Origin of the sequence: Enterococcus sp. DIV0561 (assembly GCF_050539875.1) — a bacterium.
Classification (GTDB): Bacteria; Bacillota; Bacilli; order Lactobacillales; family Enterococcaceae; genus Enterococcus; species Enterococcus faecalis.
This window is the reverse complement of sequence record NZ_CP172927.1, coordinates 1,736,026-1,758,242: the sequence shown is the minus strand read 5'-3', so window position 1 is coordinate 1,758,242 and position 22,217 is coordinate 1,736,026. Positions and strand designations below refer to the sequence as shown.

23 protein-coding genes are annotated in these 22,217 nt (G+C 36.9%); 16 read left to right on the top strand and 7 right to left on the bottom strand.

Going from position 1 to position 22,217, the window contains the following annotated elements; translation table 11 throughout:
- Positions 1 to 178 precede the first annotated feature (178 nt).
- Positions 179 to 2,098, bottom strand: a complete 1,920-nt coding sequence (locus IGM13_RS08495; protein WP_002419927.1) for a PfkB family carbohydrate kinase — start codon at positions 2,096 to 2,098, stop codon at positions 179 to 181.
- Between the two features lie 146 nt (positions 2,099 to 2,244).
- Between IGM13_RS08495 and rihC the strand changes: the two genes are divergently transcribed.
- From rihC to IGM13_RS08480, 3 genes are read left to right on the top strand one after another with little or no spacing between them, the layout of a single operon-like run.
- Positions 2,245 to 3,198, top strand: coding sequence for a ribonucleoside hydrolase RihC (gene rihC, locus IGM13_RS08490; protein ID WP_002383111.1), 954 nt, complete (start codon positions 2,245 to 2,247; stop codon positions 3,196 to 3,198).
- 16 nt (positions 3,199 to 3,214) lie between these two features.
- The gene (dcuC, locus tag IGM13_RS08485; RefSeq protein ID WP_002419926.1) at positions 3,215 to 4,588 is read left to right on the top strand and encodes a C4-dicarboxylate transporter DcuC; all 1,374 of its coding nucleotides are present in this window, start codon (positions 3,215 to 3,217) and stop codon (positions 4,586 to 4,588) included.
- Positions 4,589 to 4,599: 11 nt separating this feature from the next.
- Positions 4,600 to 5,088 carry a GNAT family N-acetyltransferase gene (locus tag IGM13_RS08480; protein ID WP_002419925.1) on the top strand — a complete coding sequence of 163 codons (489 nt, stop codon included), beginning with the start codon at positions 4,600 to 4,602 and terminating at the stop codon, positions 5,086 to 5,088.
- Positions 5,089 to 5,166: 78 nt separating this feature from the next.
- Here IGM13_RS08480 and IGM13_RS08475 read toward each other — a convergent pair whose 3' ends face one another.
- The gene (locus IGM13_RS08475) at positions 5,167 to 6,195 is read right to left on the bottom strand and encodes a lactonase family protein (protein WP_048945273.1); all 1,029 of its coding nucleotides are present in this window, start codon (positions 6,193 to 6,195) and stop codon (positions 5,167 to 5,169) included.
- A 191-nt stretch (positions 6,196 to 6,386) separates the two neighbouring features.
- Here IGM13_RS08475 and clpX point away from each other — a divergent pair, with 191 nt between their 5' ends.
- Together clpX and yihA are read left to right on the top strand one after the other, a co-directional pair.
- Complete coding sequence (clpX, locus tag IGM13_RS08470) at positions 6,387 to 7,640, top strand: ATP-dependent Clp protease ATP-binding subunit ClpX (RefSeq protein WP_002357154.1); 1,254 nt, start codon at positions 6,387 to 6,389, stop codon at positions 7,638 to 7,640.
- A gap of 97 nt (positions 7,641 to 7,737) precedes the next feature.
- Entirely contained in the window at positions 7,738 to 8,319 is a 582-nt protein-coding gene (gene yihA / locus IGM13_RS08465; protein ID WP_002357155.1) for a ribosome biogenesis GTP-binding protein YihA/YsxC, read from the top strand.
- Between the two features lie 16 nt (positions 8,320 to 8,335).
- Here the strand turns inward: yihA and IGM13_RS08460 are convergent, their stop codons facing one another.
- Positions 8,336 to 8,488, bottom strand: coding sequence for an SPJ_0845 family protein (locus IGM13_RS08460; protein ID WP_002362024.1), 153 nt, complete (start codon positions 8,486 to 8,488; stop codon positions 8,336 to 8,338).
- Between the two features lie 177 nt (positions 8,489 to 8,665).
- Here IGM13_RS08460 and yidD point away from each other — a divergent pair, with 177 nt between their 5' ends.
- Together yidD and IGM13_RS08450 are read left to right on the top strand one after the other, a co-directional pair.
- Positions 8,666 to 8,968, top strand: a complete 303-nt coding sequence (yidD, locus tag IGM13_RS08455) for a membrane protein insertion efficiency factor YidD (protein WP_002357157.1) — start codon at positions 8,666 to 8,668, stop codon at positions 8,966 to 8,968.
- A 2-nt stretch (positions 8,969 to 8,970) separates the two neighbouring features.
- Positions 8,971 to 9,852: an ROK family protein gene (locus tag IGM13_RS08450; protein WP_002365792.1), complete on the top strand. Its 882-nt coding sequence runs from the start codon at positions 8,971 to 8,973 to the stop codon at positions 9,850 to 9,852.
- Positions 9,853 to 9,892: 40 nt separating this feature from the next.
- Here the strand turns inward: IGM13_RS08450 and IGM13_RS08445 are convergent, their stop codons facing one another.
- Positions 9,893 to 10,504 carry an FUSC family protein gene (locus IGM13_RS08445; RefSeq protein WP_002366855.1) on the bottom strand — a complete coding sequence of 204 codons (612 nt, stop codon included), beginning with the start codon at positions 10,502 to 10,504 and terminating at the stop codon, positions 9,893 to 9,895.
- A 102-nt stretch (positions 10,505 to 10,606) separates the two neighbouring features.
- Between IGM13_RS08445 and IGM13_RS08440 the strand changes: the two genes are divergently transcribed.
- From IGM13_RS08440 to IGM13_RS08420, 5 genes are all read left to right on the top strand, one after another.
- The gene (locus IGM13_RS08440) at positions 10,607 to 11,566 is read left to right on the top strand and encodes an aromatic acid exporter family protein (RefSeq protein ID WP_002419923.1); all 960 of its coding nucleotides are present in this window, start codon (positions 10,607 to 10,609) and stop codon (positions 11,564 to 11,566) included.
- A gap of 117 nt (positions 11,567 to 11,683) precedes the next feature.
- On the top strand, positions 11,684 to 12,637 hold the full coding sequence (locus tag IGM13_RS08435; RefSeq protein ID WP_002419921.1) for a hypothetical protein: 954 nt from the start codon (positions 11,684 to 11,686) through the stop codon (positions 12,635 to 12,637).
- Positions 12,638 to 12,791: 154 nt separating this feature from the next.
- Positions 12,792 to 14,129, top strand: coding sequence for a UDP-N-acetylmuramate--L-alanine ligase (murC, locus tag IGM13_RS08430; RefSeq protein WP_002357163.1), 1,338 nt, complete (start codon positions 12,792 to 12,794; stop codon positions 14,127 to 14,129).
- A 197-nt stretch (positions 14,130 to 14,326) separates the two neighbouring features.
- Positions 14,327 to 14,812: a MaoC/PaaZ C-terminal domain-containing protein gene (locus IGM13_RS08425; protein WP_002357164.1), complete on the top strand. Its 486-nt coding sequence runs from the start codon at positions 14,327 to 14,329 to the stop codon at positions 14,810 to 14,812.
- Positions 14,805 to 15,491, top strand: a complete 687-nt coding sequence (locus IGM13_RS08420) for a Bax inhibitor-1/YccA family protein (RefSeq protein ID WP_002364139.1) — start codon at positions 14,805 to 14,807, stop codon at positions 15,489 to 15,491. Before IGM13_RS08425 ends, IGM13_RS08420 begins: the two co-directional genes overlap by 8 nt.
- 188 nt (positions 15,492 to 15,679) lie before the next feature.
- Here the strand turns inward: IGM13_RS08420 and IGM13_RS08415 are convergent, their stop codons facing one another.
- The 3 genes from IGM13_RS08415 to IGM13_RS08405 all read right to left on the bottom strand — a co-directional run bounded on the left by IGM13_RS08415 (position 15,680) and on the right by IGM13_RS08405 (position 18,787).
- Positions 15,680 to 17,482: a glycerophosphoryl diester phosphodiesterase membrane domain-containing protein gene (locus tag IGM13_RS08415; protein WP_002419920.1), complete on the bottom strand. Its 1,803-nt coding sequence runs from the start codon at positions 17,480 to 17,482 to the stop codon at positions 15,680 to 15,682.
- A gap of 100 nt (positions 17,483 to 17,582) precedes the next feature.
- On the bottom strand, positions 17,583 to 18,191 hold the full coding sequence (locus IGM13_RS08410; RefSeq protein WP_002383106.1) for a TVP38/TMEM64 family protein: 609 nt from the start codon (positions 18,189 to 18,191) through the stop codon (positions 17,583 to 17,585).
- Positions 18,192 to 18,412: 221 nt separating this feature from the next.
- Complete coding sequence (locus tag IGM13_RS08405) at positions 18,413 to 18,787, bottom strand: VOC family protein (RefSeq protein WP_002419919.1); 375 nt, start codon at positions 18,785 to 18,787, stop codon at positions 18,413 to 18,415.
- A gap of 197 nt (positions 18,788 to 18,984) precedes the next feature.
- On the opposite strand from IGM13_RS08405, the gene IGM13_RS08400 reads away from it, so the two are divergent.
- The 4 genes from IGM13_RS08400 to rplS all read left to right on the top strand — a co-directional run bounded on the left by IGM13_RS08400 (position 18,985) and on the right by rplS (position 22,199).
- Entirely contained in the window at positions 18,985 to 20,346 is a 1,362-nt protein-coding gene (locus tag IGM13_RS08400; RefSeq protein WP_002360069.1) for an Nramp family divalent metal transporter, read from the top strand.
- A 107-nt stretch (positions 20,347 to 20,453) separates the two neighbouring features.
- Positions 20,454 to 20,978: a ribosome maturation factor RimM gene (gene rimM, locus IGM13_RS08395; RefSeq protein ID WP_002360070.1), complete on the top strand. Its 525-nt coding sequence runs from the start codon at positions 20,454 to 20,456 to the stop codon at positions 20,976 to 20,978.
- Positions 20,968 to 21,708 carry a tRNA (guanosine(37)-N1)-methyltransferase TrmD gene (gene trmD / locus IGM13_RS08390; RefSeq protein WP_002381776.1) on the top strand — a complete coding sequence of 247 codons (741 nt, stop codon included), beginning with the start codon at positions 20,968 to 20,970 and terminating at the stop codon, positions 21,706 to 21,708. Before rimM ends, trmD begins: the two co-directional genes overlap by 11 nt.
- 143 nt (positions 21,709 to 21,851) lie before the next feature.
- Complete coding sequence (rplS, locus tag IGM13_RS08385; protein ID WP_002357176.1) at positions 21,852 to 22,199, top strand: 50S ribosomal protein L19; 348 nt, start codon at positions 21,852 to 21,854, stop codon at positions 22,197 to 22,199.
- The last annotated feature ends 18 nt before the right edge of the window (positions 22,200 to 22,217 follow it).

The following is a 22,217-nucleotide window of genomic DNA, read 5'->3' as shown; positions in this document are numbered from 1 at the left end:
AGTTATTTCACTGCAAAAAAAGGAACAGTTGAAAGCAATGTATTTACATGGGGAAAGAATGGGCCTGCCCAAATTAAAGAACACTAGGCTTTTTCAATTCTAGTATGTTTCATGCGAATTTTTGGAAATTCCTTCTTATTTGTTTTTTTCATGGAATCAGTTGTCTCTGTTGAGCCTTTTAGAAATCTGTCCTGACCTCGTTACGATGAGCAAAGAGAGCGGGTTCTTTTTTTATCAAATAATTTTCCAAAGTAACGTGATCAACTAAAGAATCAATCACCCCTTCTTTAGAAACTGAAAATCCTGCAGCCTGAATTGCTATTTGAATGGATGCTTCAGTCGGATAACCTTTCGAAAGATAGGAGGCGAGCGCACTGATAAAGCTGTCACTGGCACCAGTGCTATCCACAGCTATATTTTCTGTTGCAGGGAAATAGTGGCACACTTGGGGTGTTTTTAATAACACGCCTTTTTTTCCTAAAGTAACAATGACATTTTTTACGCCCATTTCTAAGAAGTACGCCGCTTTCTCTTCTAATGTACCAGTATCTGGTTGAAGTTCCAATAATTCATCTTCATTGGGAATGAAAAAATCAACCTTTTCTAGTATATTCACTGGAATATGATGAATAGCAGCTGGTTTTAAAATAATCGGTACCCCTGAATGTTGGGCGATTTCACAAGCTTTCTCAACAGCAGACAAAGGAATTTCTGTTTGAATGAGACAAAAACTGGCATCCATAAATAGGTGTTTTTGCTGTGCGATTTTTTTAGGCGTAAGCGCTGTGTTTGCGCCAGGTAAGATTGAAATCATGGAGTCGCCGCTTGTCTCAACATAAATATAAGCTTGACCAGTCTCAGTATCTTGAATACGTGTGATACCATCTGTCGTAACGTGGTATTTTTCTAATTCTTTATATAAGTAATTCGCATCTGTGTCTGAGCCTAAACAACCAATTAGGGTGGCCTGATGGCCCAGTTTGGTTAAGCCAACAGCTTGATTTAATCCTTTTCCGCCGGGGAATTTAGCATAGCTAGACAGAAAATTTGTTTTGCCGTTATGTGGTAAATTTGTTGAATACAGATAATTATCAACGTTTAAACTACCCACTACAATCATTTTGCTATGTGGATTAACACTAGACACGCCTAATGTATTTTTGTGATCTAGCACCAATTTTTCAGCCTCATTAATCAAGGCTGTTTTTTCTTTGCGTTTGTTAAGCAATAACAAGGCTAACTGGCTGCCAAACGTCTCTGTATCTAACAAGACGGAAGAAATATGATCAGGTAAAAATGAACGATCAATTTTTCGCTTAATTGCGAGTAAAGAGTAATTATCGGGGGTTCGTAAACCGCTCTGCTTTAAAAGCTGTTCCAAAAAAACAGCCTGGGTATAGTCATCGGTAAGGATACCCGTAATCCCATCTGTGATAAGCTGATTACTGAAATCAGCAGGGATAGTAGTTAAAATATTTTCTTTACTAAAGGGTAAATTGACATCAAACAAGGCTTTTTTATAGCCTGCAATAATTGCTTCTTTATATTTTGGGTTAGTGACGAAATAACTAATTTTTTTATGGTTATTCTGTAATAATTCTTGGGTTAAAACATAACTAGCTTCTTCATAAAGCCCCGCTAGAGAAGGCAATTCGTTAGTTGAGTGATTGACGAAATAGTAAGGGATCGTTAATTCTTCTATAAATTTCGCGTATTGTTTACTGTTTTCATTGATTGGGTCCCAAATAATGCCACTGGCTTGTTTTAAAGTTGGCGAGGTAATATTTTTCAGTTCTTGTTCTAAACTACCGTGACTATTTAAAATCAAGCAGCTATAGCCATTTTCTTGAGCTTTATCAATAAAGCTCGTAACCCAAGCCTCAAAAGTTTCATGGCTATTTAATAATAACACGAAGGTTTTTGTAGTACTATTTGTGACGAGATTTGCTGAGTAAGGTGTGTAGTTGTAATCTCGAACGATTTTTAAGACACGCTCACGGGTTTCTTTACTAATAGTTTGATCTTTATTATTTATAATTTTGGATACAGTTGAAGCGGAAACGCCAGCTAATTTTGCAATATCTTTAATATTCATCATTTTCGTCCTTTCACTGAACTCTTTTTTATAGTAAGCATTCTAAAAGCAGAAAGTCAAGAAAAAGCCTAATTATTTATTATTTAGAAATTCTGCTTGACTTTTAATGAAAGCGCTGTTAATCTCAAATTAAGAAAACGTTTCCGGAAATGTTTTTCCTAAATGTGAATGGAGGAAGAAAAATGGATACAAAGAAAAGACCGATCATTATTGATACGGACCCAGGAATTGATGATGCTGTAGCTTTAGCGATTGCACTGAATCATCCTAACCTAGAAGTTCGCTTAATAACGACGGTTGCAGGGAATGTAGATGTAGAAAAAACAACAAATAATGCTTTGAAACTTGTCGATTTTTTTGGGAAAAAGGTTCCTGTAGCCAAGGGGTGTAATTGTCCGTTACTTATTCAATTGGAAGATTCTGCTGAGATTCATGGGGAGACTGGCATGGATGGCTTTGAGTTTCCGCAACCTATCTCTACGTGTTTAGATATTCATGCAGTGGAAGCTATGCGAAAAGAAATTTTGTCTAGTGATGTTCCTTTGACCATTGTTCCAATTGCTGCATTAACGAATATTGCTTTGTTACTGACCCTCTATCCAGAAGTCAAAGAAAATATTGCAGAAATCGTCATGATGGGTGGCTCATTAGCAAGGGGAAATACAAATACAAGTGCCGAATTTAATACGTATGTCGATCCACACGCTGCACAAATTGTTTTCCAATCAGGTGTCCCGCTAACAATGGTAGGATTAGATGTTACAAGTCAAGCTGTGTTAACGAATCATGAAGTAACAGCCATCAGAGCGCTTGGCAGAGTGGGGGAAATGTTTTATGGTCTTTTCCGTCATTATAGAGGCGGCAGTTTAACTACAGGTTTGAAAATGCATGATGTCTGCGCGATTGCCTATTTAACTTCACCAGAATTATTTGAGACAACTGAAACGTTCATTGAAGTTGCTTTGGAAGGTCCAGCTGCGGGAGCTACTGTTGCAGATTTAAAAATGAAGTATCATAAAAACACGAATGCCGTTGCCTGTATAGATGTAAATGTTGAAGCTTTTCAAAAATGGGTTGTCGAAAAAATGAAAGCGGTTAATTAACTGAAAGAGGATAAGTATGATTGAAAGTTTATTGGTATTGGTCGTTTTAGTTGCTGTAGCCTATTTGATTGTAAAAAATTATCATCCCGCACTCAGTTTAATTATTGGTGCGCTTGTTCTACTTGCCTGTGCATGGATGTTAGGACATCCTATTTATCCTGCAGGAGAAGGAACCGGTTTTGGATTATTTGATATTTTCTTGAAGTTTAAAGATACAATTATTGCACAAGTGAGTTCAGCAGGAATTGTAATTATGATTCTTTTTGGTTATTCAGGCTATATGAATGCAATCGGGGCCAATCAGATGGCTGTCAACTTTTTGGTGAAACCATTAATGAAGATTAAACGTAAATCGTTATTTGTCCCTGTGGTCTTTTTAATTGGAAATTTAATGTCACTAGTAGTTCCTAGTGCATCAAGCTTAGCGATTATTTTAATGTCTATATTATATCCGATGCTAGCCAGCATGGGGATTTCATCATTAACTGCTGCAGGTGTGATTGCAATGACAGCAACTATCATGCCAACACCTTTAGGCGCGGATAACGTAATCGCCGCAAATACCCTTGGTTATGATGTGTTAAATTATGTTGTATGGAATGCCAAAATTTCGCTGCCATCGTTATTAATCATTGCGGTTGCACAGTACTTCTGGCAAAAATACTGCGATAAAAAAGAAGGTGAGGCTGCCTATGTCTCATTAAATGAAGAAGGCTTAAGCAAACAAAAAGAATTTGATGTTCCTAAATTTTATGCAATATTGCCAATATTACCGCTATTATTAATTGTTGGAGTGGGAATCGCAGGAATGTTTGTCAAAGGAATAACGATGGATATTTTTGTTCTTACATTTATTTCTTTCTTCATTGCGGTATTGGTTGAGACGCTTCGCTTGAAATCTTTTAAAAAGGTTCAAGATACGGCTGTCGAGATGTTTAAAGGAATGGGGCAAGGGTTTAGTCAAGTCGTGATGCTTGTCGTAGGCGGTTCATTATTCACGTCTGCGATTCAAACGTTAGGAATTATTGATAGTATTATGGCATCTGTCGAAGCGTCAAGTTCAGCAGGAATCGTTACGACCTTAATTTTCAGCGGTGCAACGACCCTTTTTGGAATTTTAAGCGGTGGTGGACTGGCAATGTTTTATGCGGTTATCGAACTAATCCCTGGGATTGCCGAAAAAGCTGGGATTGATGGTATTTTAATTTCCTTGCCAATGCAGATGATCGCGAATTTAACTAGAACGATTTCTCCTGTAGCAGCAGTTGTCATGATTGTCGCATCAACAGTAGGAGTTAGTCCCATCAGAATTTTAAAACGGACGAGTGTACCGACCATCATTGGCATTATTAGTGTGATTGTCTTGTCGATTCTATTGTTACCTTATTAAGAGAATAAACAATGAAAATTAGAGTGGCTGATGAGAAAGAGTTACCAATGATTCTTCAATTTTTAACAGAAGTAAAGGAATATATGGATGTTGTGGGCATTACACAGTGGACAAAGGACTACCCTTCTCAAGAAGATATCCAAGAAGACATTACAAAAAAACGGTTGTATTTGCTAGTGCACGAAGAAATGATTTTTTCAATGGCAACGTTCTGTATGGAGCAGGAACAAGACTTTGTTTGGCTAAAGCGCTTTGCAACTTCGCCTAATTATATTGCCAAGGGTTATGGCAGTTTATTGTTCCATGAATTGGAGAAACGGGCAGTCTGGGAAGGAAGACGTAAAATGTATGCTCAAACTAATCATACAAACCATAGAATGATTCGATTTTTCGAAAGTAAAGGGTTCACAAAAATTCATGAATCTTTACAAATGAATCGCTTAGACTTTGGCTCTTTTTATTTATACGTTAAAGAATTGGAGAACCAATCCATCGTTTAAAATAAGAAAACAGGAGTCAGATACAAAAATTAATTAGCATCTGACTCCTGTTATTTTCCAAGGAAATAGTCAACTTAATTATACAAATAAAACACAAACACATTCGGGAACAGCAACATCTTTTTGAATCATTTCTAATAAGCCAGTTTCTTGGTTCCGACGATAAAGTGTTAAATTATCAGAGTCTTGATTAGCGACAACAACGAAATCTTCAGAAGGATCTAAATCAAAATCTCTCGGAATATCGCCTTCTGTTGAAATTAATTGAATTCGTTCAATCGCTTCGCCATTTTCTGAAACAGCATAGACAGCAATTGAGTTATGGCCACGGTTTGAAGCATAAAGGAAACGGCCATCAGAAGAAATACGAATCGCAGCACCACCATTAAACGCATCATAATCAGCGGGTAAAGTAGAAACTTTTTGTAATTCAGTGAAAGAACCATCTGTTTCATTATATGAAAGAACTGAAACAGTGCTATCTAATTCACCAAATAGATAAGCCAATGATTTTGTTGGGTGGAATACTAAATGACGTGGACCAGTCCCTGGCTTAGTCACGAATTGAGCGATTTCAGAAAGCTTTCCATCTAAGCTAACATTATACGTATACACACGATCGGTTCCTAGATCACAGACGACTAAGCGTTGATCAGGTGTTAAATCTGTGTAATGAACATGGGCATTGTTTTGATTTTCATGAGAACCAGTTGGCTCTGTATGAATCACTTTGTCAGCATCTTCCAAAGAACCATTTTCTAAGATACGATACACGTGAACGATACCTTGGTGATAATTTGCTGCATAGACAAGTTGTCGGTTTTCGTCAACAGCTACATAACATGGCGGCGCACCTTCCTCAGTTACTTTATTCAATAAGTTAAAATGGTCCATTTCTGGTTGATAAGCGGCAGTGCCACCTTCACCGTCAACACTAGTGACGCTAAAAAGTTCGCCCTTTTGACTCAGAGCAAGATAGGTAGGACTCGTTTCTTCTAACAAAAGTGTCGCTTCTGTTAAACGACCTTGTGTCGTATCTAATGCAATTTTATAAATGCCTTGGCTGGCTCTTCGAGTATAGGTACCTAGTAAAATTTGTTCTAACATCACAATTCCTCCAATTTGTTTCAACACAATCACTTTTTATGAAAGTGCTTTTATATAATGTAGTATACCATAAGAAGTCTAAGAACAATAAAACTTTCTATCTGAGATGTTCGCATTTTAAAGTGGTTTGTGCTATTATGATGAGAGACTGTGATGACAGTCATTTTTTGATTTTTAGAGGGGTGACGAACATGTACGACAATACGGATAATAACGGGACCGTTCGTTGTTCATTTTGTGGGAAAACACAAGAAGAAGTAAAAAAAATTGTTGCTGGTCCGGGTGTCTATATTTGTAATGAATGTATTGATCTATGTAAAGAGATTATTGATGAAGAATTTTATGATGAAGCAGTCCGAGAATTAACGGATGTGCCAAAACCCCAAGAAATTTTAAATGTTTTAAATGAATATGTTATTGGACAAGAACGTGCAAAACGCACACTTTCTGTTGCTGTTTACAATCACTATAAACGTGTGAATCAATCAGAAACAGCTGCAACTCAAGATGACGTTGAATTGCAAAAAAGTAACATTTGTTTAATTGGACCAACAGGTTCAGGTAAAACTTTCTTGGCTCAAACGTTAGCAAAAACATTAAATGTACCTTTTGCGATCGCTGATGCGACCAGTTTAACAGAAGCAGGTTATGTAGGGGAAGATGTTGAAAATATCCTTTTAAAATTACTACAATCTGCTGACTATAATGTTGAACGTGCGGAAAAGGGCATTATCTATATTGATGAGATTGATAAAATTGCCCGTAAGAGTGAAAATGTTTCGATTACTCGAGATGTTTCAGGTGAGGGTGTTCAACAAGCCTTACTAAAAATTCTTGAAGGAACAGTTGCAAGTGTACCACCACAAGGGGGTCGCAAACATCCACATCAAGAATTTATCCAAATTGACACAACGAATGTTCTCTTCATCGTTGGTGGAGCATTTGATGGAATTGAAACTATTGTTAAAAACCGCTTAGGCGAAAAAACTATTGGTTTTGGTAAAACTAATTCTGCTTTAAATGAAGAAGAAAGCATCATGCAACATATTATTCCAGAAGATTTATTGAAATTTGGTTTAATTCCAGAATTTATTGGACGCTTACCTGTAATGGCTGCGCTTGATAAATTAACGAATGATGATTTGGTTCGAATTTTAACAGAACCGAAGAATGCCTTGGTGAAACAATATCAAAAATTATTGTCTCTTGATGACACTAAATTAGAATTTGAACCAGAAGCATTAAAAGCCATCGCAGCCAAAGCTATTGAACGTAATACTGGCGCACGCGGACTTCGTTCAATCATTGAAGAAATTATGATGGACGTAATGTTTGATGTTCCTTCAGATGAAAGTATTGAAAAAGTTATCATTACTAAAATGGCAGCTGAAGGTACCGGTAAACCAACAATTATTTATAACAAAAAAGATAAAGAAGCTGTATAAGATTGAAGCTGAAAACAGCTCTTTCGGCGGATCTCCGAAAGAGCTGTTTTTGTTAAGCTTTTGAATGAAAGACTGAATAGAAGAACGGAGGAAAACAATGAACGTACATAATGCAGAAATCGTGATTAGTGCGGTATCCCCTAAACAATATCCTGAATCTCAGTTACCGGAGATTGCTTTAGCTGGACGTTCGAACGTTGGGAAATCATCTTTTATTAATACCTTGATTAATCGTAAAAATTTAGCAAGAACTTCAGGCAAACCTGGTAAAACGCAAACGCTAAACTTTTATTTAATTGAGGATGCCTTACATTTTGTGGATGTTCCTGGCTATGGTTATGCCAAAGTTTCTAAAACAGAACGTGCGAAGTGGGGAAAAATGATTGAAACGTATATCACGCAACGTGAGCAATTACGTGCAGTCGTTTCTTTAATTGATTTACGTCATCCGCCGACCCAAGATGATATCCAAATGTATGAATTTTTGAAATACTATGATTTGCCAGTTATTATTGTGGCAACTAAGGCAGACAAAATTCCGCGGGGCAAATGGAACAAACACGAGAGTGTCATCAAAAAAGCCTTGAATTTTGATAAACAAGATGACTTTATTATTTTCTCTTCTGAAACAAAAGAAGGAAAAGAAGCAGCTTGGACAGCAATTGAAAAGTTTCTATAGAAAAAAACAAGCAAAATTACTCTTTTGCTTGTTTTTTTGCTTCTTCTTTTTTTGCTTCTTGTCGTTGTTTTGCCAGTTCTTCAAGAGGGACTTCTTTCTTTAATGGATCAACGGCGAAAGAATCGAAGAGTTTATCTAAGTCATTGGAACGTTCAAATTTTAATCCCATTTACTAAGCCTCCATTCCTTTTTTTATAGTGTAGCACGTTTTTTTTCATTTGGATAGCAACAGAAATGTAAGAATTCGTAATAGGTGCACCTGGTGTGATTTCTCGTAACTAGGACTTGCCAAACATGAAAAAACAAGCTATTCTTTAGTAAGAATTAGTTAGAAAGAAGGCACTTTATGAAAAATCCGTTAATCGGCGGTGTTCGTTTTTATCAACGATTTATTTCTCCAGGATTGCCTGCACGTTGTCGCTATTACCCAACGTGTTCACAATATATGATTGATGCAATTCATACACATGGAAGTGTCAAAGGAACAACGATGGGAGTAGCACGGATTTTACGATGTCATCCTTTTGTTAAAGGCGGCATTGACTATGTTCCATTGAAATTTCGCTTGACGAAAAATCCTGATGAGACCTATCATGGACCGTATACGTATCGAAGAAATAAGAAAACAGAAGTAGAAAAGGATGGATAAATATGGCAATTTTAGCATTTGATCTTGGCGGTTCTTCCGTGAAATACGGCGTTTGGACAGGCAAAGAATTAACAAATCAAGGGAGCTTTCCAACACCTGGCTCTTGGGAAGAAATGAAAGCGCATTTATATTCGGTTTATGCAGACAAAAGAAATGAGTCGATTAGTGGTGTTGCTTTTAGTTCACCTGGAGTAGTTGACGAAAAAAGTCAACAGATTTTAGGGATTTCCGCCATTCCATATATTCATCATTTTAACATTTATGAAGAATTAGAAGCGTTGTTTGGGTTACCAGTGACTATCGAAAATGATGCGAATTGTGCTGGTTTAGCTGAGATATATGAAGGCGCGGCGAAAGGGAAAAAAGAAGTGCTTTTTGTCGTTATTGGGACAGGAATTGGCGGAGCGATTTTTCGAAATGGCGAATTGTACAAAGGTGCTCATTTATATGGAGGCGAGTTTGGACTGAACTTTTTAAGTAATGGCCAAACATTCAGTGAAATTGGCACAGCTGTCAAAATGGCTCAGCGTTATTGTGAACGAATTGGAGTCGAAAAACAGGCGGTGACAGGAGAAGAAGTTTTTGAACTGGCACAACGAGGGGATGAGGTTGCTCGCGAAGAAGTCAATAATTTTTATGATTATTTAACACAAGGATTATTCGGATTACAGTTTTCTTATGATCCTGAAATGATTGTACTTGGAGGCGGTGTTTCTGCTAAAGAAGGCTTATTAGCAGAGATTAATCGCCGGATGCTAACGCATTTACAGACCTTTGAATTAAAAGATTTTGTTCCAGAAATCGTGACCTGCCATTATCAAAATGATGCCAACTTGATTGGCGCAGCCGCCAACTTTCAAGCAAAAACGAATTGGGAACTATAAAGAAACAGCCGATTGTTCTTCTCTTCAATCGGCTGTTTCTTTATTTATTTGCCTTGTCGTCAGTGTTTTCTTCTGCAGCAATCCGCGCTTGAACTTGTTGGCGTAAAGCTTCTAGTTCTTTTTCCTTCTTTTCTAATTCAGCTAAATCTTCAGAAATTTCATGGGCTTCTTCTGCTGGCTTAGGTTGTAAAAAGACGTTTAAACCAATCGCTATAAAGGTCCCAATGAATGTATCCAACACACGTTCCATTGCATATTGAAAGGAATCGCTTTGCGGAATACTTAAAGAAATCATTAAAAGTGTCGCAGTTGCAGAAATGATTCCAGCATTGTTATTAATCCCATCAGAAACAACGATGACGATAATGACTAAAAGTGGTAGTAGCATTAATTCTACTAAGTTTTGATTAGGAAAATAATCTTGTGCTAATACATAAAGTAAAGCTAAAAAGCCACCCAATGTGTTTCCAATAATGCGCGATTTTCCAAAAGACAAACTGGTATTTAAATCTTGTCTTAGCGAAAAAACAGCTGCTAAACAGGCAATCATAGGTGAGCCACGATGGAAAAATTGAAATAAAAGAATACACAGCATGACAGCAATTGCTGTTTTTAACGTTCGCATGCCTAAACGAAATCGACCCACTATCATAAATATTCGCTCCTAAATAACTTTTCTCTTTAATGATAACCGAAATAGAGGTAAAATTACTAGAGAAAAGTGAAGAATTATTATTTTTTAAGGGGAGTATGCATGAAAATTGGTTTACGAACAGTCAAGACAGCTATTAGCGCTGCATTAGCAATGATTATTGCGGAAAAACTGGGATTACTTTATGCCCCTTCGGCAGGGATTATTTCGGTTTTAAGTGTTACTAGCACGAAAAAAACATCTGTCATGACAGGGATTTATCGTTTGTTATCCTTAGCTTTAGCAACTATTTTAGCGTATATTTGTTTTACTTTTTTAGGTTTTACAGCGATTGCTTTTGGTATTTTTTTGTTATTATTTATTCCAGCAGCTGTGTATTTTCAATTATCTGATGGGATTGTTGTGAGTTCCGTTTTGGTAACTCATTATTTAGTCGAAAAAAATCTTTCTTGGGCGATTATTGGAAATGAGTTTTTATTAATGAGTATTGGTGTGGGACTAGCGTTATTAGCTAATTCTTATATGCCTGATACAGAAAAACGTTTAAGAGAAGACCAAGAAGTCATTGAAACAATGTTTCGTAAAATTTTAAGGGAAATGGCGCTACATTTAAACAACGCTGCAGGAGAGCGAAATTTGGTCATGTATTGTGCAGATTTAAAAACCTTTATTCGCACAGGCGAGACGTGGGCCAAAAATCATGCCGAGAATCAATTGCTGTCTACCAATACGTACTATTTAGAGTACTTTGCGATGAGAAAAATGCAAAGTAATATTCTAAAAAACATGTTGGAATTATTAGAAGATATTACTGTTGATGCGCAACAAGTTCGCTATATTCAACAATTGTTGGAATATACGGCAGAAACATTTGCAGAGAATAATGATGGACAAGAAATTATGAATCGAATTAAGAACGTTTATGAAACCTATCGCACAAAACCATTGCCGCAAACAAGAAATGAATTTGAAAATCGGGCGCGGCTCTTTCAGTTTTTACAATTATTTCAGTCGTTCATCCAAATCAAAGCGGACTTTGCCAAATTACAACTAGATAAATAAACAGAAAAAGAAACCTTTTTAAACAGAGGTTTCTTTTTTGTTCTCTTAAAAATTCAGGCAAGTTCTTTAGTATTCATTGAGAATGTGTTAAACTAATGAGAAAGAAAAATAAAAGGAATGACCGCAATGGATAATGCTCAAGTGAAGAGAAAACATTTCCGTTTTCCAGCTTATGATGATGAACAGGGCGTAAAATTACCAACAGATAATGAACGTAACTTATTTCAAGATGATCTGATTGGTAAAGCAATGTCTGGTAGCAGAAGAACTGCAACATCTGCCGAAGATACTAGACAAAGCACACCATCCGTCCAACAACCAACAACGAATCAATCAACTACAAATAAACAAACACAACAATTAACGGCAGCACAACAAGAGCAATTAGCACGTCATCGTTCTAATTTGCCAGACTATACAAAACATGCTAGTAAAGCAAAGAAAAATAAACAAGCAACGAAAAAAAATAATAGCCTTTTTGGGACACCAAAAGGAAATGGCTGGACACAAACGTATAAAAAAAAAGAAGTCGTAGCGAAACCAAGTAGACCTGCCGCATCACCATTAGTGCAAAAAACGACACCTTCTTATTTTGTTCCTAAATATATCCCGGCTTCTGTGATTCCTGAGGAACAGGAACCTAGTTTTACTGAAGAAGAGTTGCTAAAAGCAATGAAAAAAGATCGTCGTTCATATGTCATTCTTGATGATGAACCAACGGCTTTTCAAGTGAAAGATACGGAAGAAGATCCAACGGTGCGGAAATTTAATATTCCAACCTCAGAACCTGAGATTCCTTTAACTAGACGGCAATATCAACAAATCAAACCAGACTTAGAACGTTTTGGCGAAGATGCGTTAGATTTACGTTCGCGTTCCCGTTTGAATGCCGCAAAGAAAAATGCTAAAAGTCAAACTGCTTATGGGAAAAAATTAGCTAAAGCGAATGCTCAAGTGGAGCCTGAAGCACCTGTGACAGAAGAGAAGAAAAAGGGCATCTTGGATAAACCATTAAGTGGGATGCTAGAAGATTCAAGTTCTGTATTAGAAAACAGTAAATATTTTAGTTAAGAGATGAAACTTGCATGTGGAATTGAAACATGTAAGTTTTTTATTCTGTTTTAATAGTTGATTATTTTTTTGTTTTATACGATAATGAATCTCGTATGATTGAAATTTTTTTAAAAAAGGTATGTTTTATATAGTGACAGAGAAGAGGATTATAATGGGAAATCAAGAGAACAAATTATACCATTTTGTCGGAATTAAAGGTTCTGGCATGAGCTCATTAGCGTTGGTCTTACACCAAAAAGGCTACAACGTTCAAGGATCAGACGTAGAAGAGTATTTCTTTACACAACGGGATCTTGAAAAATCAGGTGTCCCTATTTTACCATTTAATGCAGATAATATTGATAAAGACATGATTGTTATTGCTGGAAATGCTTTTCCAGATACCCATGAGGAAATCGCCCGCGCCATCGAATTAGGCGCAGAAGTAATTCGTTACCACGATTTCATTGCTCGTTTTATCGAACCCTATACAAGCATTGCTGTAACAGGATCACATGGGAAAACAAGTACGACTGGTTTGCTAGCACATGTATTAAGTGGTATCAATCCAACTAGTTATTTAATAGGTGATGGCACTGGCCACGGCGAACCAGATGCTGATTTCTTTGCATTTGAAGCGTGTGAGTATCGCCGTCATTTCTTGGCTTATTCACCAGATTATGCGATTATGACGAATATCGATTTTGATCATCCAGATTACTACAAGAGCATTGAGGACGTTTTTTCAGCGTTCCAAACAATGGCTCATCAAGTCAAAAAAGGAATTTTTGCTTATGGTGATGATAAGTATCTTCGTCAGTTAGAATCAGAAGTGCCAGTTTATTATTATGGCGTCAGTGAAGAGGATGATATCCAAGCACGAAATATTCAACGAACAACGGAAGGCTCATCTTTTGATGTTTATCACAAGGATGATTTTGTAGGTCATTTTGTCTTACCAGCATTTGGCCATCACAATATCATGAATGCGCTAGGTGTGATTGCTGTGGCTTATTTTGAAAAACTTGATATGCAAAAAGTCGCAGAAGAAATGCTAAGTTTTAAAGGTGTGAAACGTCGTTTTAGTGAGAAAAAAGTCAGTGACATGATTATTGTTGATGATTATGCACACCATCCAGCTGAAATTAAAGCAACGATTGATGGCGCTCGTCAAAAATATCCTGATAAAGAAATTATTGCTGTCTTCCAGCCACATACATTTACACGAACAATTGCCTTAATGGATGAATTTGCTGAAGCACTGGATTTAGCAGATGAAGTATTCTTATGTAATATTTTTGGCTCTGCGCGTGAAACACAAGGCGAGGTACGCATTGAAGATTTAGGTGAAAAAATTCAAAAAGGTGGACAAGTAATTACCGAAGATAATGTGTCACCTTTACTAGATTTTGAAAATGCAGTGGTTGTCTTTATGGGCGCTGGCGACGTTCAGAAATTTGAACAAGCCTACGAAACATTACTAAGTAACACAACTAGAAACGTTTTATAAGAGAACATAAATAAAATCGGGACAGGGGTATCTGGCTTCAAAAAATAAGAAGCTGCTCCTGTTCCGTTGTTTGTTTTTAAAATCTAGCATGGCAGATAAGTTGGTTTTGTTTAAACATCCTTTAAAGACTACTTTTTAACTTGCCTTTTAAGTACATTTTGGTACAATTATCTTATCAATAACGGAGGTGTACTAATTTGAATATCGGAAAACCGAGAAAATTAGGCAAAACCATCGAAGATATCGAAGAGGGAGATTCGTTGTCCTTGACAGAGTCAATTGAAGACAAGGACTTATTACTTTACTTGGGCTTGACCAATGATGCGAATCCTTTATATATCCAACATGATTATGCCCAAAAAACAGAATATGAAAAACCAATCGTACCATCAATTATGCTGATGGGAATTATCACTAGTGCGATTTCAAAACATTTGCCAGGACCAGGTTCCCATGTTGTGAATTTCTCTGTGAACTTTGTGGAACCCGTTTTTCATTACGAAACATTGACTTTCCAATTAGAAGTAATCAAAGTCGACAAAATGAAAGATGTGATTACCATTTCAGTTGAGGCTGTTAATGAGCAAGAAAATCGCGTGTTAGATGCAGTGGTGATGGTTCAACCACCCCAAGTGACGATTGATGAATTAACAGAGAAAGAAGGGACTTTAACTTATGAATAATCAAGAGTATATCCAAACTGGCACAGGTTTGAATAAATTTTATGCCAAAATTTACGGATTTTTAGCGTTAGGAATTGGTATTAGCGCAATCATGGCTTATGCAATGACAACTGTCTTTTTACCTGTTCTAGCTACTTTATTCCAATCAAGCTTAGCTTTTTGGATGATTTGGCTTGTTGAAATTGGCTTAGTTTTATATCTAGGCGCAAAAGCACAGAAGAATCCAACCATTGCGATTGCAGGATTTGTTGCGTATGCATTATTAAATGGTGTCACTTTATCCGTGACGTTATTAATGTATACTGGTGGAACAGTGGCCGGCGCATTTTTAAGTGCAGCAGCTACCTTTGGCGCGATGTCATTAGTAGGTGTCTTTACGAAGAAAGACCTATCAGCAGTTGGTCATGCCGCTTATAGTGCCTTAATCGGAATTATCATTGCGATGTTGCTAAATATGTTCCTTTTACACAGTAGTGCTGTAGAATTCTTTATTTCCATTTTAATGGTCCTAATTTTCTCAGGGATTACTGCTTATGATAACCAACGTATACGCCAAGTCTATGCGCAAACAGGTGATCAAGCAGGTACTGGGATGGCCGTTTTCTTCGCATTACAATTATACCTTGACTTCATCAACTTATTCTTAGCTTTCTTAAGAATTTTTGGTAAAAACAACTAACATGAACGTAAAAGAGGTCGGGACAGAAGCGTTTAACTCCGAGAAATAAGAAGGAATTTCCGAAAATTGTTCTTTAATTTTTGGATAATTCCGGCTTATTTCCGAAGGAGTTGCTTCTGTTCCCGCCGTTTATCAGTTTTTGAGCGTGGAGCAAAAATCCAAAGTGATTTTTGTCCCACGCTCTTTTTTTAACCCATTCCAATAGCGAAATTCAACAGTTTATCGGAGTATGTTGGATTTTCTAAATCGGTTTTCATTGTTTCGTTCAGTAGACTGAGCTGATCGGTAATGATGCCATCAACGCCATAAAAAATCATTCGCGTTATAACATCTTCATCATTTGCTGTCCAAGCATAAACCTTTTTCCCATCATGATGAGCGGCATTTACAAAGTTACGATTCATTGTACTGTATTCCATAGTAAAAAAGTCAACTGGCATTTTAGGTGGTCCCACAATGTTAAAAGGAATAACGTAGCCTACATAAAAGCGTGGTTCTTCTTTCTTTAAGGCCATCGCCGTATCATAGGTTAATGTATGAAGGATATGGCCGTTTTCTAAAATATTTTCGCGGTATTGTTTGACAAAGCGCTGCACTAAATCAGGGCTATCCTGAGGCGTGGTTTTGATTTCAATTAATAAACGTTGTTTTAATTGATTGGCTTTGGCTAAATAATCATCGAAAGAAACCATTTTAGCAGTTTGACCATTTTCTGTGACATTCATATTCGTTAATTCTTTAAGTGTTAATTGATTCGGTCGTTTATTAACGCCCGTTAACGCCCGTAAATTAAAATCGTGCATGACAATAAATTGATGGTCTTTGGTTTCTTGAATATCCATTTCAACATAATCAGGTTTTGCCTTATTGGTCTCGATTAAAGAGTCTAAGGTGTTTTGAACGCCATTGTTACCATTGACACCACGATGGGAGATGGTAACCGGTTTTCGGTCAGGTGTATGACTTAGGTAATTCGTATTATAGGTGCCTACACCAATTCCGAAGATGATTGCAATCAAACAAAAAAGAACGACTCTGAAGGTGGTCCATTCTACCCGAACCTCTGATTTCGGGGTGAACCATTCTGGCGTGTCAGGCAAAATCCCTTCATCCTCCATATCATCAACAATAATGTAAAAAATAGCAACACTAGACAACACCAAGTTTAAGAGCATCATAACCTGAAGGAGTGTCATAGCGATGACAGCGCTAGGTAAAGACCACTCAGGTTTAAACGTTTCAACGGCGGTTTGACCTAAAAATATCAAGAAATAGCCAGCCGTAAAAATCCCTAAAACAGTTCCACCAATGATAATAAATTGTCCTAAAATCTGGAAAAAGCGTCGCTTTGTAATTTGCCAACTACGTTTCAAAGACTCACGAAAACCAACATCACGTAAAATCAACTCTGGAAGGGCAAAAGCAAGTCGAATCGCTAAATATAAGATAATCAGCTCTAACAGTACGAACCCAATAATAATAATGACGCGATTTGCAAAAATAAAATCTAAGATAAAGGCTGGAATCTTAACTCTTGTTAATAAATAAGAGCGGAAGGTTAACCCACTTAATGGTAAAATCAAAAAGAAATATGCCAGGAAAAACAGAAAGGTAATTCCTCGAACTTTTTTGATCTGAAGTAAGGTGCCGTGCAATAATTGCGTTAGAGTAATTGGTTGCTTTTTCTTAATAAAATAAACACTAAGCAATAAAAAGGTAAATTCAAAAAAGAGCGCCAGTAAAATTAATAGCCCAATTAGTAGAAAAGTCAAAAGGACATAGGGATGTTGCGTAGCAATTGCCCCTAAGTTATTGTAGGAAATATAATCAATCCCACCTTCTTTGAGTACCAATTTGGACAAACTTGTCAATAAAGGCAATAGAACGAATAACATAAATCCGTGCATCAAGAGCACGTCGCGAAAATACGCCGTTGTTCCTTTAAGAAAATCTAGCGTATTCACAATACTATTTTTAAAATAACTAAACATCAAAAGTCCCCCAGTTTCTACCAAAATTCCATAATAAAAGGACTAAATCAAACTGACACAGGCAGAGTTTTGATTTAGTCCGTTCGCTTTTTTATTTATTTTACATTCCCAGTAAGCTAGTTAAAAATGTACCGCCATAAATTAACGCAAGACTATATAAATAGATAGAAGCAGGTTTTGCTAATAAAATAATCAGAGTAAATTTTTTCACAGACATTTTTGTTAAACCGGCCATTAAACAAAGCGCATCATCCGGTGCAATCGGGAAGAAAATTGCTAAAGCAAACAATCGTTCAAAACGTTTTTCATTGTCTAACCAACCGATATACTTGTTATATGTTTTATCACTGACAAGGCTCATAATGAATGGTTTCCCATAATTACGACCTAATAAGAAAATGATAATAGAGCCAAGTGCAATACCAACGTAATTATAGACGAAGCCCATTGTTGGCCCGAAAATCAAGACCCCTGCAGCACAGCTAACACCACCAGGAATAATCGGAATAACCACTTGAATAATCTGAATTAACATGAAAATAATCGGACCGAGAATGACAGATTGCCCTACTAGTCCTCTTAGTGCATTGATGTCCTTGAAGACACCTAATCGGATAAAATAGATGGTTGCAATTATGGTTGCAACAATGCCCAAAATGGAAATAATATTAACAATTTTTCTAGATAGGGTAACACTCACATTTCTCATCTCCTTTAGTTATACTCATCGTACTTTTAGTATATAACTTTTTATCAATAAAAAACATCGTTTGTTCTTTCTGCAAACGAACAAAGTTGTAAGATACGCATCATTTGATAAGTTTATTATACAAAAAAAGAGACAGAAAAGACATCCTACTTAAGACCCATTCTGCACTGATCTTTCGAAAGAGAGTTGAAGAAACGAAAGTGGCACATCTTTTAGTAATATTATAGAGGGGCAAAGAGTGAAATTAAATTTGCATCTACGTCTTTAATGATTGCGTATCGTTGGCCCCAAGGTGCATTCCAAGGTTCTTTAAAAACAATGTAACCAGCTTGGCTCATTTTTTTCACGGTGCTATCAACTTCTGCGGCCGTTTCACAAAGAAAAGCAAGTTCGATTTTATCGCCTTGCTGACTAGGCGCAAACCCATAGACGCCAGTAATCATTTGTAGTGAATTTAAAGAAATCCTGACGCCATTGTTTTGTAATTCTGTGTAATCGGGCGAAGCTTCTCCCAGCACGTTAAAACCTAGTGTTTGGTAAAAAGAGAGTGCTTGTGTCATATCGTTGACGATAATACCGACCATATCTAACTTCATCCTCATAACCTCCGATCTATGATAAAATAAGTGTAAGGGATTTTTTGGTAAAAACCAAACGATTTATAGCGAAAGTGCTTAAAAAAATTAGAATGTAACAGTTTACAACGAAGAATAAGAAGACTATAATTATGTTAACTAGTTTTAGGTATACCTAAAAGTGAAATGTGTGAACAAGATAGATTGAGGGATGTTGGATGAAAGAAAAGAAAACGGAAAAAATGCTTAATTATGCAAATGGACCTAGTTTAGAAGAGATAAATAATACCGTCGAGGTACCTAAAAATGCTAGCTTTTGGCGAACTTTGTTAGCCTATAGCGGACCTGGCGCTTTAGTAGCTGTTGGTTATATGGATCCAGGAAATTGGATTACGTCAATTGCTGGCGGAGCGGAATATAAGTACACGTTACTTAGTGTGATTTTGCTTTCTAGTTTAGTTGCCATGTTACTACAAAGTATGGCTGCGCGCTTAGGAATTGTGACAGGAATGGATTTAGCCCAAGCGACTAGAGAGCATACAAGTAAACGAACGGGCGTTGCCTTGTGGGTGGTGACGGAGTTAGCCATAATGGCTACAGATATCGCTGAGGTAATTGGTGGTGCCGTTGCTTTGCAATTATTATTTGGTTTTCCATTATTAATTGGTGTGTTGATAACAACGTTTGATGTTTTATTACTTTTGCTACTGACAAAGTTAGGCTTTCGCAAAATCGAAGCAATTGTTTCTTGTTTAATTGCAGTCATCTTTTTTGTTTTTGCTTATGAAGTGGCATTAGCAGATCCAAATGTTGGTGAAGTATTACGAGGTTTTATTCCAGACACAAAAATAGCGACAGATAAATCCATGTTATTTTTAGCCTTGGGAATCGTTGGAGCGACAGTCATGCCTCATAACTTATATTTGCATTCTTCCATTGCGCAAGCTCGGAAATTTGATCGTAACGATGATGCTGAGAAAGCCAAAGCAATTCGTTTCACTACTTGGGATTCAAATATTCAATTAACTGTTGCTTTCGTCGTAAATTGTTTGTTGCTAATCCTAGGGGGAGCATTATTTTATGGAACCAACAGTGAATTAGGTAAATTCGTTGATTTATTTGATGCTCTGAAAAATCCAGATATTGTTGGTAATATTGCTAGCCCAGTGTTAAGTATTCTTTTTGCAATTGCTTTACTGGCTTCGGGTCAAAATTCAACGATTACAGGTACGCTGTCAGGACAAATTGTAATGGAAGGCTTTATCCATTTAAAAATGCCGTTGTGGGCAAGACGAGTGTTAACTCGTTTGTTAGCAATTGTGCCAGTCATTATCTGTGTCATTATTTATGGCGGTAGCGAAACGGCTGTTGAAGACTTGTTACTTTATACGCAAGTTTTCCTAAGTATTGCTTTGCCAGTGTCGATTATTCCTTTAACGATGTATACAAGTGATAAAAAATTAATGGGCCAATTTGCGAATCCAGCGTGGGTGAAATTTTTAGCTTGGATTATTGCAATTGCCTTGACGTTATTGAATTTATTTTTAATTTATGGCACATTAACTGGTTTAACGAATTAATAAAAACAAAGGCTGACTGGAAAAGTTGGCCTTTGTTTTTTCATAGAATTTGCGCGTAAGAAATGGTAGAATAGGAAAGATGAAATACAAGGAAGAGAGGCTTTCACGTGACAGATTATTTAAATGTAGGAAAAATTGTGAACACACAAGGAATCAAAGGAGAAGTTCGGGTCATTTCGAAAACGGATTTTCCAGAAGAACGTTATCAAAAAGGGGCAACGTTACTGCTATTTCAAGAGAAAAAAGCACCAATTGAATTGGTCGTGAAGTCCCACCGCAAGCATAAGAATTTTGATATTTTAAGCTTTGAAGGACATCCAAATATCAATGATGTTGAAAAATATCGTGACGGTATTTTAAAAGTTGCAAAAGACAATCTCGCTGAGTTGGCAGAGGACGAATTTTATTATCACCAAATCATTGGTGCCACTGTTTATGATGAAACTGGTAGTGAACTGGGAAAAATTAAAGAAATTTTATCTCCTGGTGCGAATGATGTGTGGGTCGTCCAACGACCAAAGAAAAAAGATTTACTTTTACCGTATATTGAAGGCGTTGTTACAAAAGTCGATGTCGAAAATCAACGGATTGATGTGGACATTCCAGAAGGATTGATTGACGATGAGAATTGATGTATTAACTCTTTTTCCTAGAATGTTTGAAGGACCAATGGGGGAATCAATTATTGGGAAAGCTCGGGAAAAGCAGTTATTAGAATTGAATGTCTCTAATTTTCGCGATTTTTCAGATAACAAACACCAAACGGTCGATGATTATCCGTATGGCGGTGGCGCGGGGATGCTTTTAAAAGTACAACCGATTTATGATAACCTAAAAGCAATTGAAGAAGAGACAAACCAGCAACCAAAACGGGTCATCTTATTAGATCCAGCAGGAAAACCGTTTAATCAAAAAATGGCCGAGGAATTTTCACAAGAAGAACATTTAGTTTTTATTTGTGGACATTATGAAGGCTATGATGAGCGAATTCGCACGATGGTCACAGATGAAGTTTCATTGGGGGATTACGTTTTAACAGGGGGCGAATTAGGCGCAATGGTCATGATTGATGCGACAGTCCGTTTATTACCTGATGTCTTAGGTAACAATCTTTCTGCACAAACGGATTCACATTCCACTGGCCTATTAGAGCATCCACAATATACCAGACCTGCTATTTTCAACGATATGGAAGTCCCTGCCGTGCTAACGAATGGTAACCATAAATTAATTGCAGAATGGCAACTAAAAGAATCATTACGACGGACCTTTTTGCGTCGACCTGACATGTTGGAATCAGTAGAAATGACTCCTGAAATGTTGAAGTTATTAGAGGAAATTAAACAAGAAGAGCAAAAATAAGGGAACTTTCAAGAAAATTCTCTTTACAGCTTATTTTGTCTGTGGTAAACTAATTTGGTGAGTGCAATGCGCTCTAACTATTACAATATTCCGCTGTGGCAGAAGTGACCATAAGAATATTTGGGAATAAGGAGAAGGATAAAATGAATCCATTAATTCAAGAATTAACACAAGAACAATTACGTACGGATATTCCTGCGTTCCGCCCTGGTGACACTGTTCGCGTTCATGCGAAAGTAGTCGAAGGTACTCGTGAACGTATCCAGTTATTCGAAGGTGTTGTAATTAAACGCCGTGGTGCTGGAATCAGCGAAACTTACACAGTACGTAAAGTTTCAAATGGTGTTGGTGTGGAACGTACATTCCCATTACACACACCACGTGTTGCTCAAATTGAAGTGGTTCGCTACGGTAAAGTACGTCGTGCAAAACTTTACTACTTACGCGCATTACACGGAAAAGCAGCTCGTATCAAAGAAATCCGTCGTTAATCTTTACTATTCGACAAA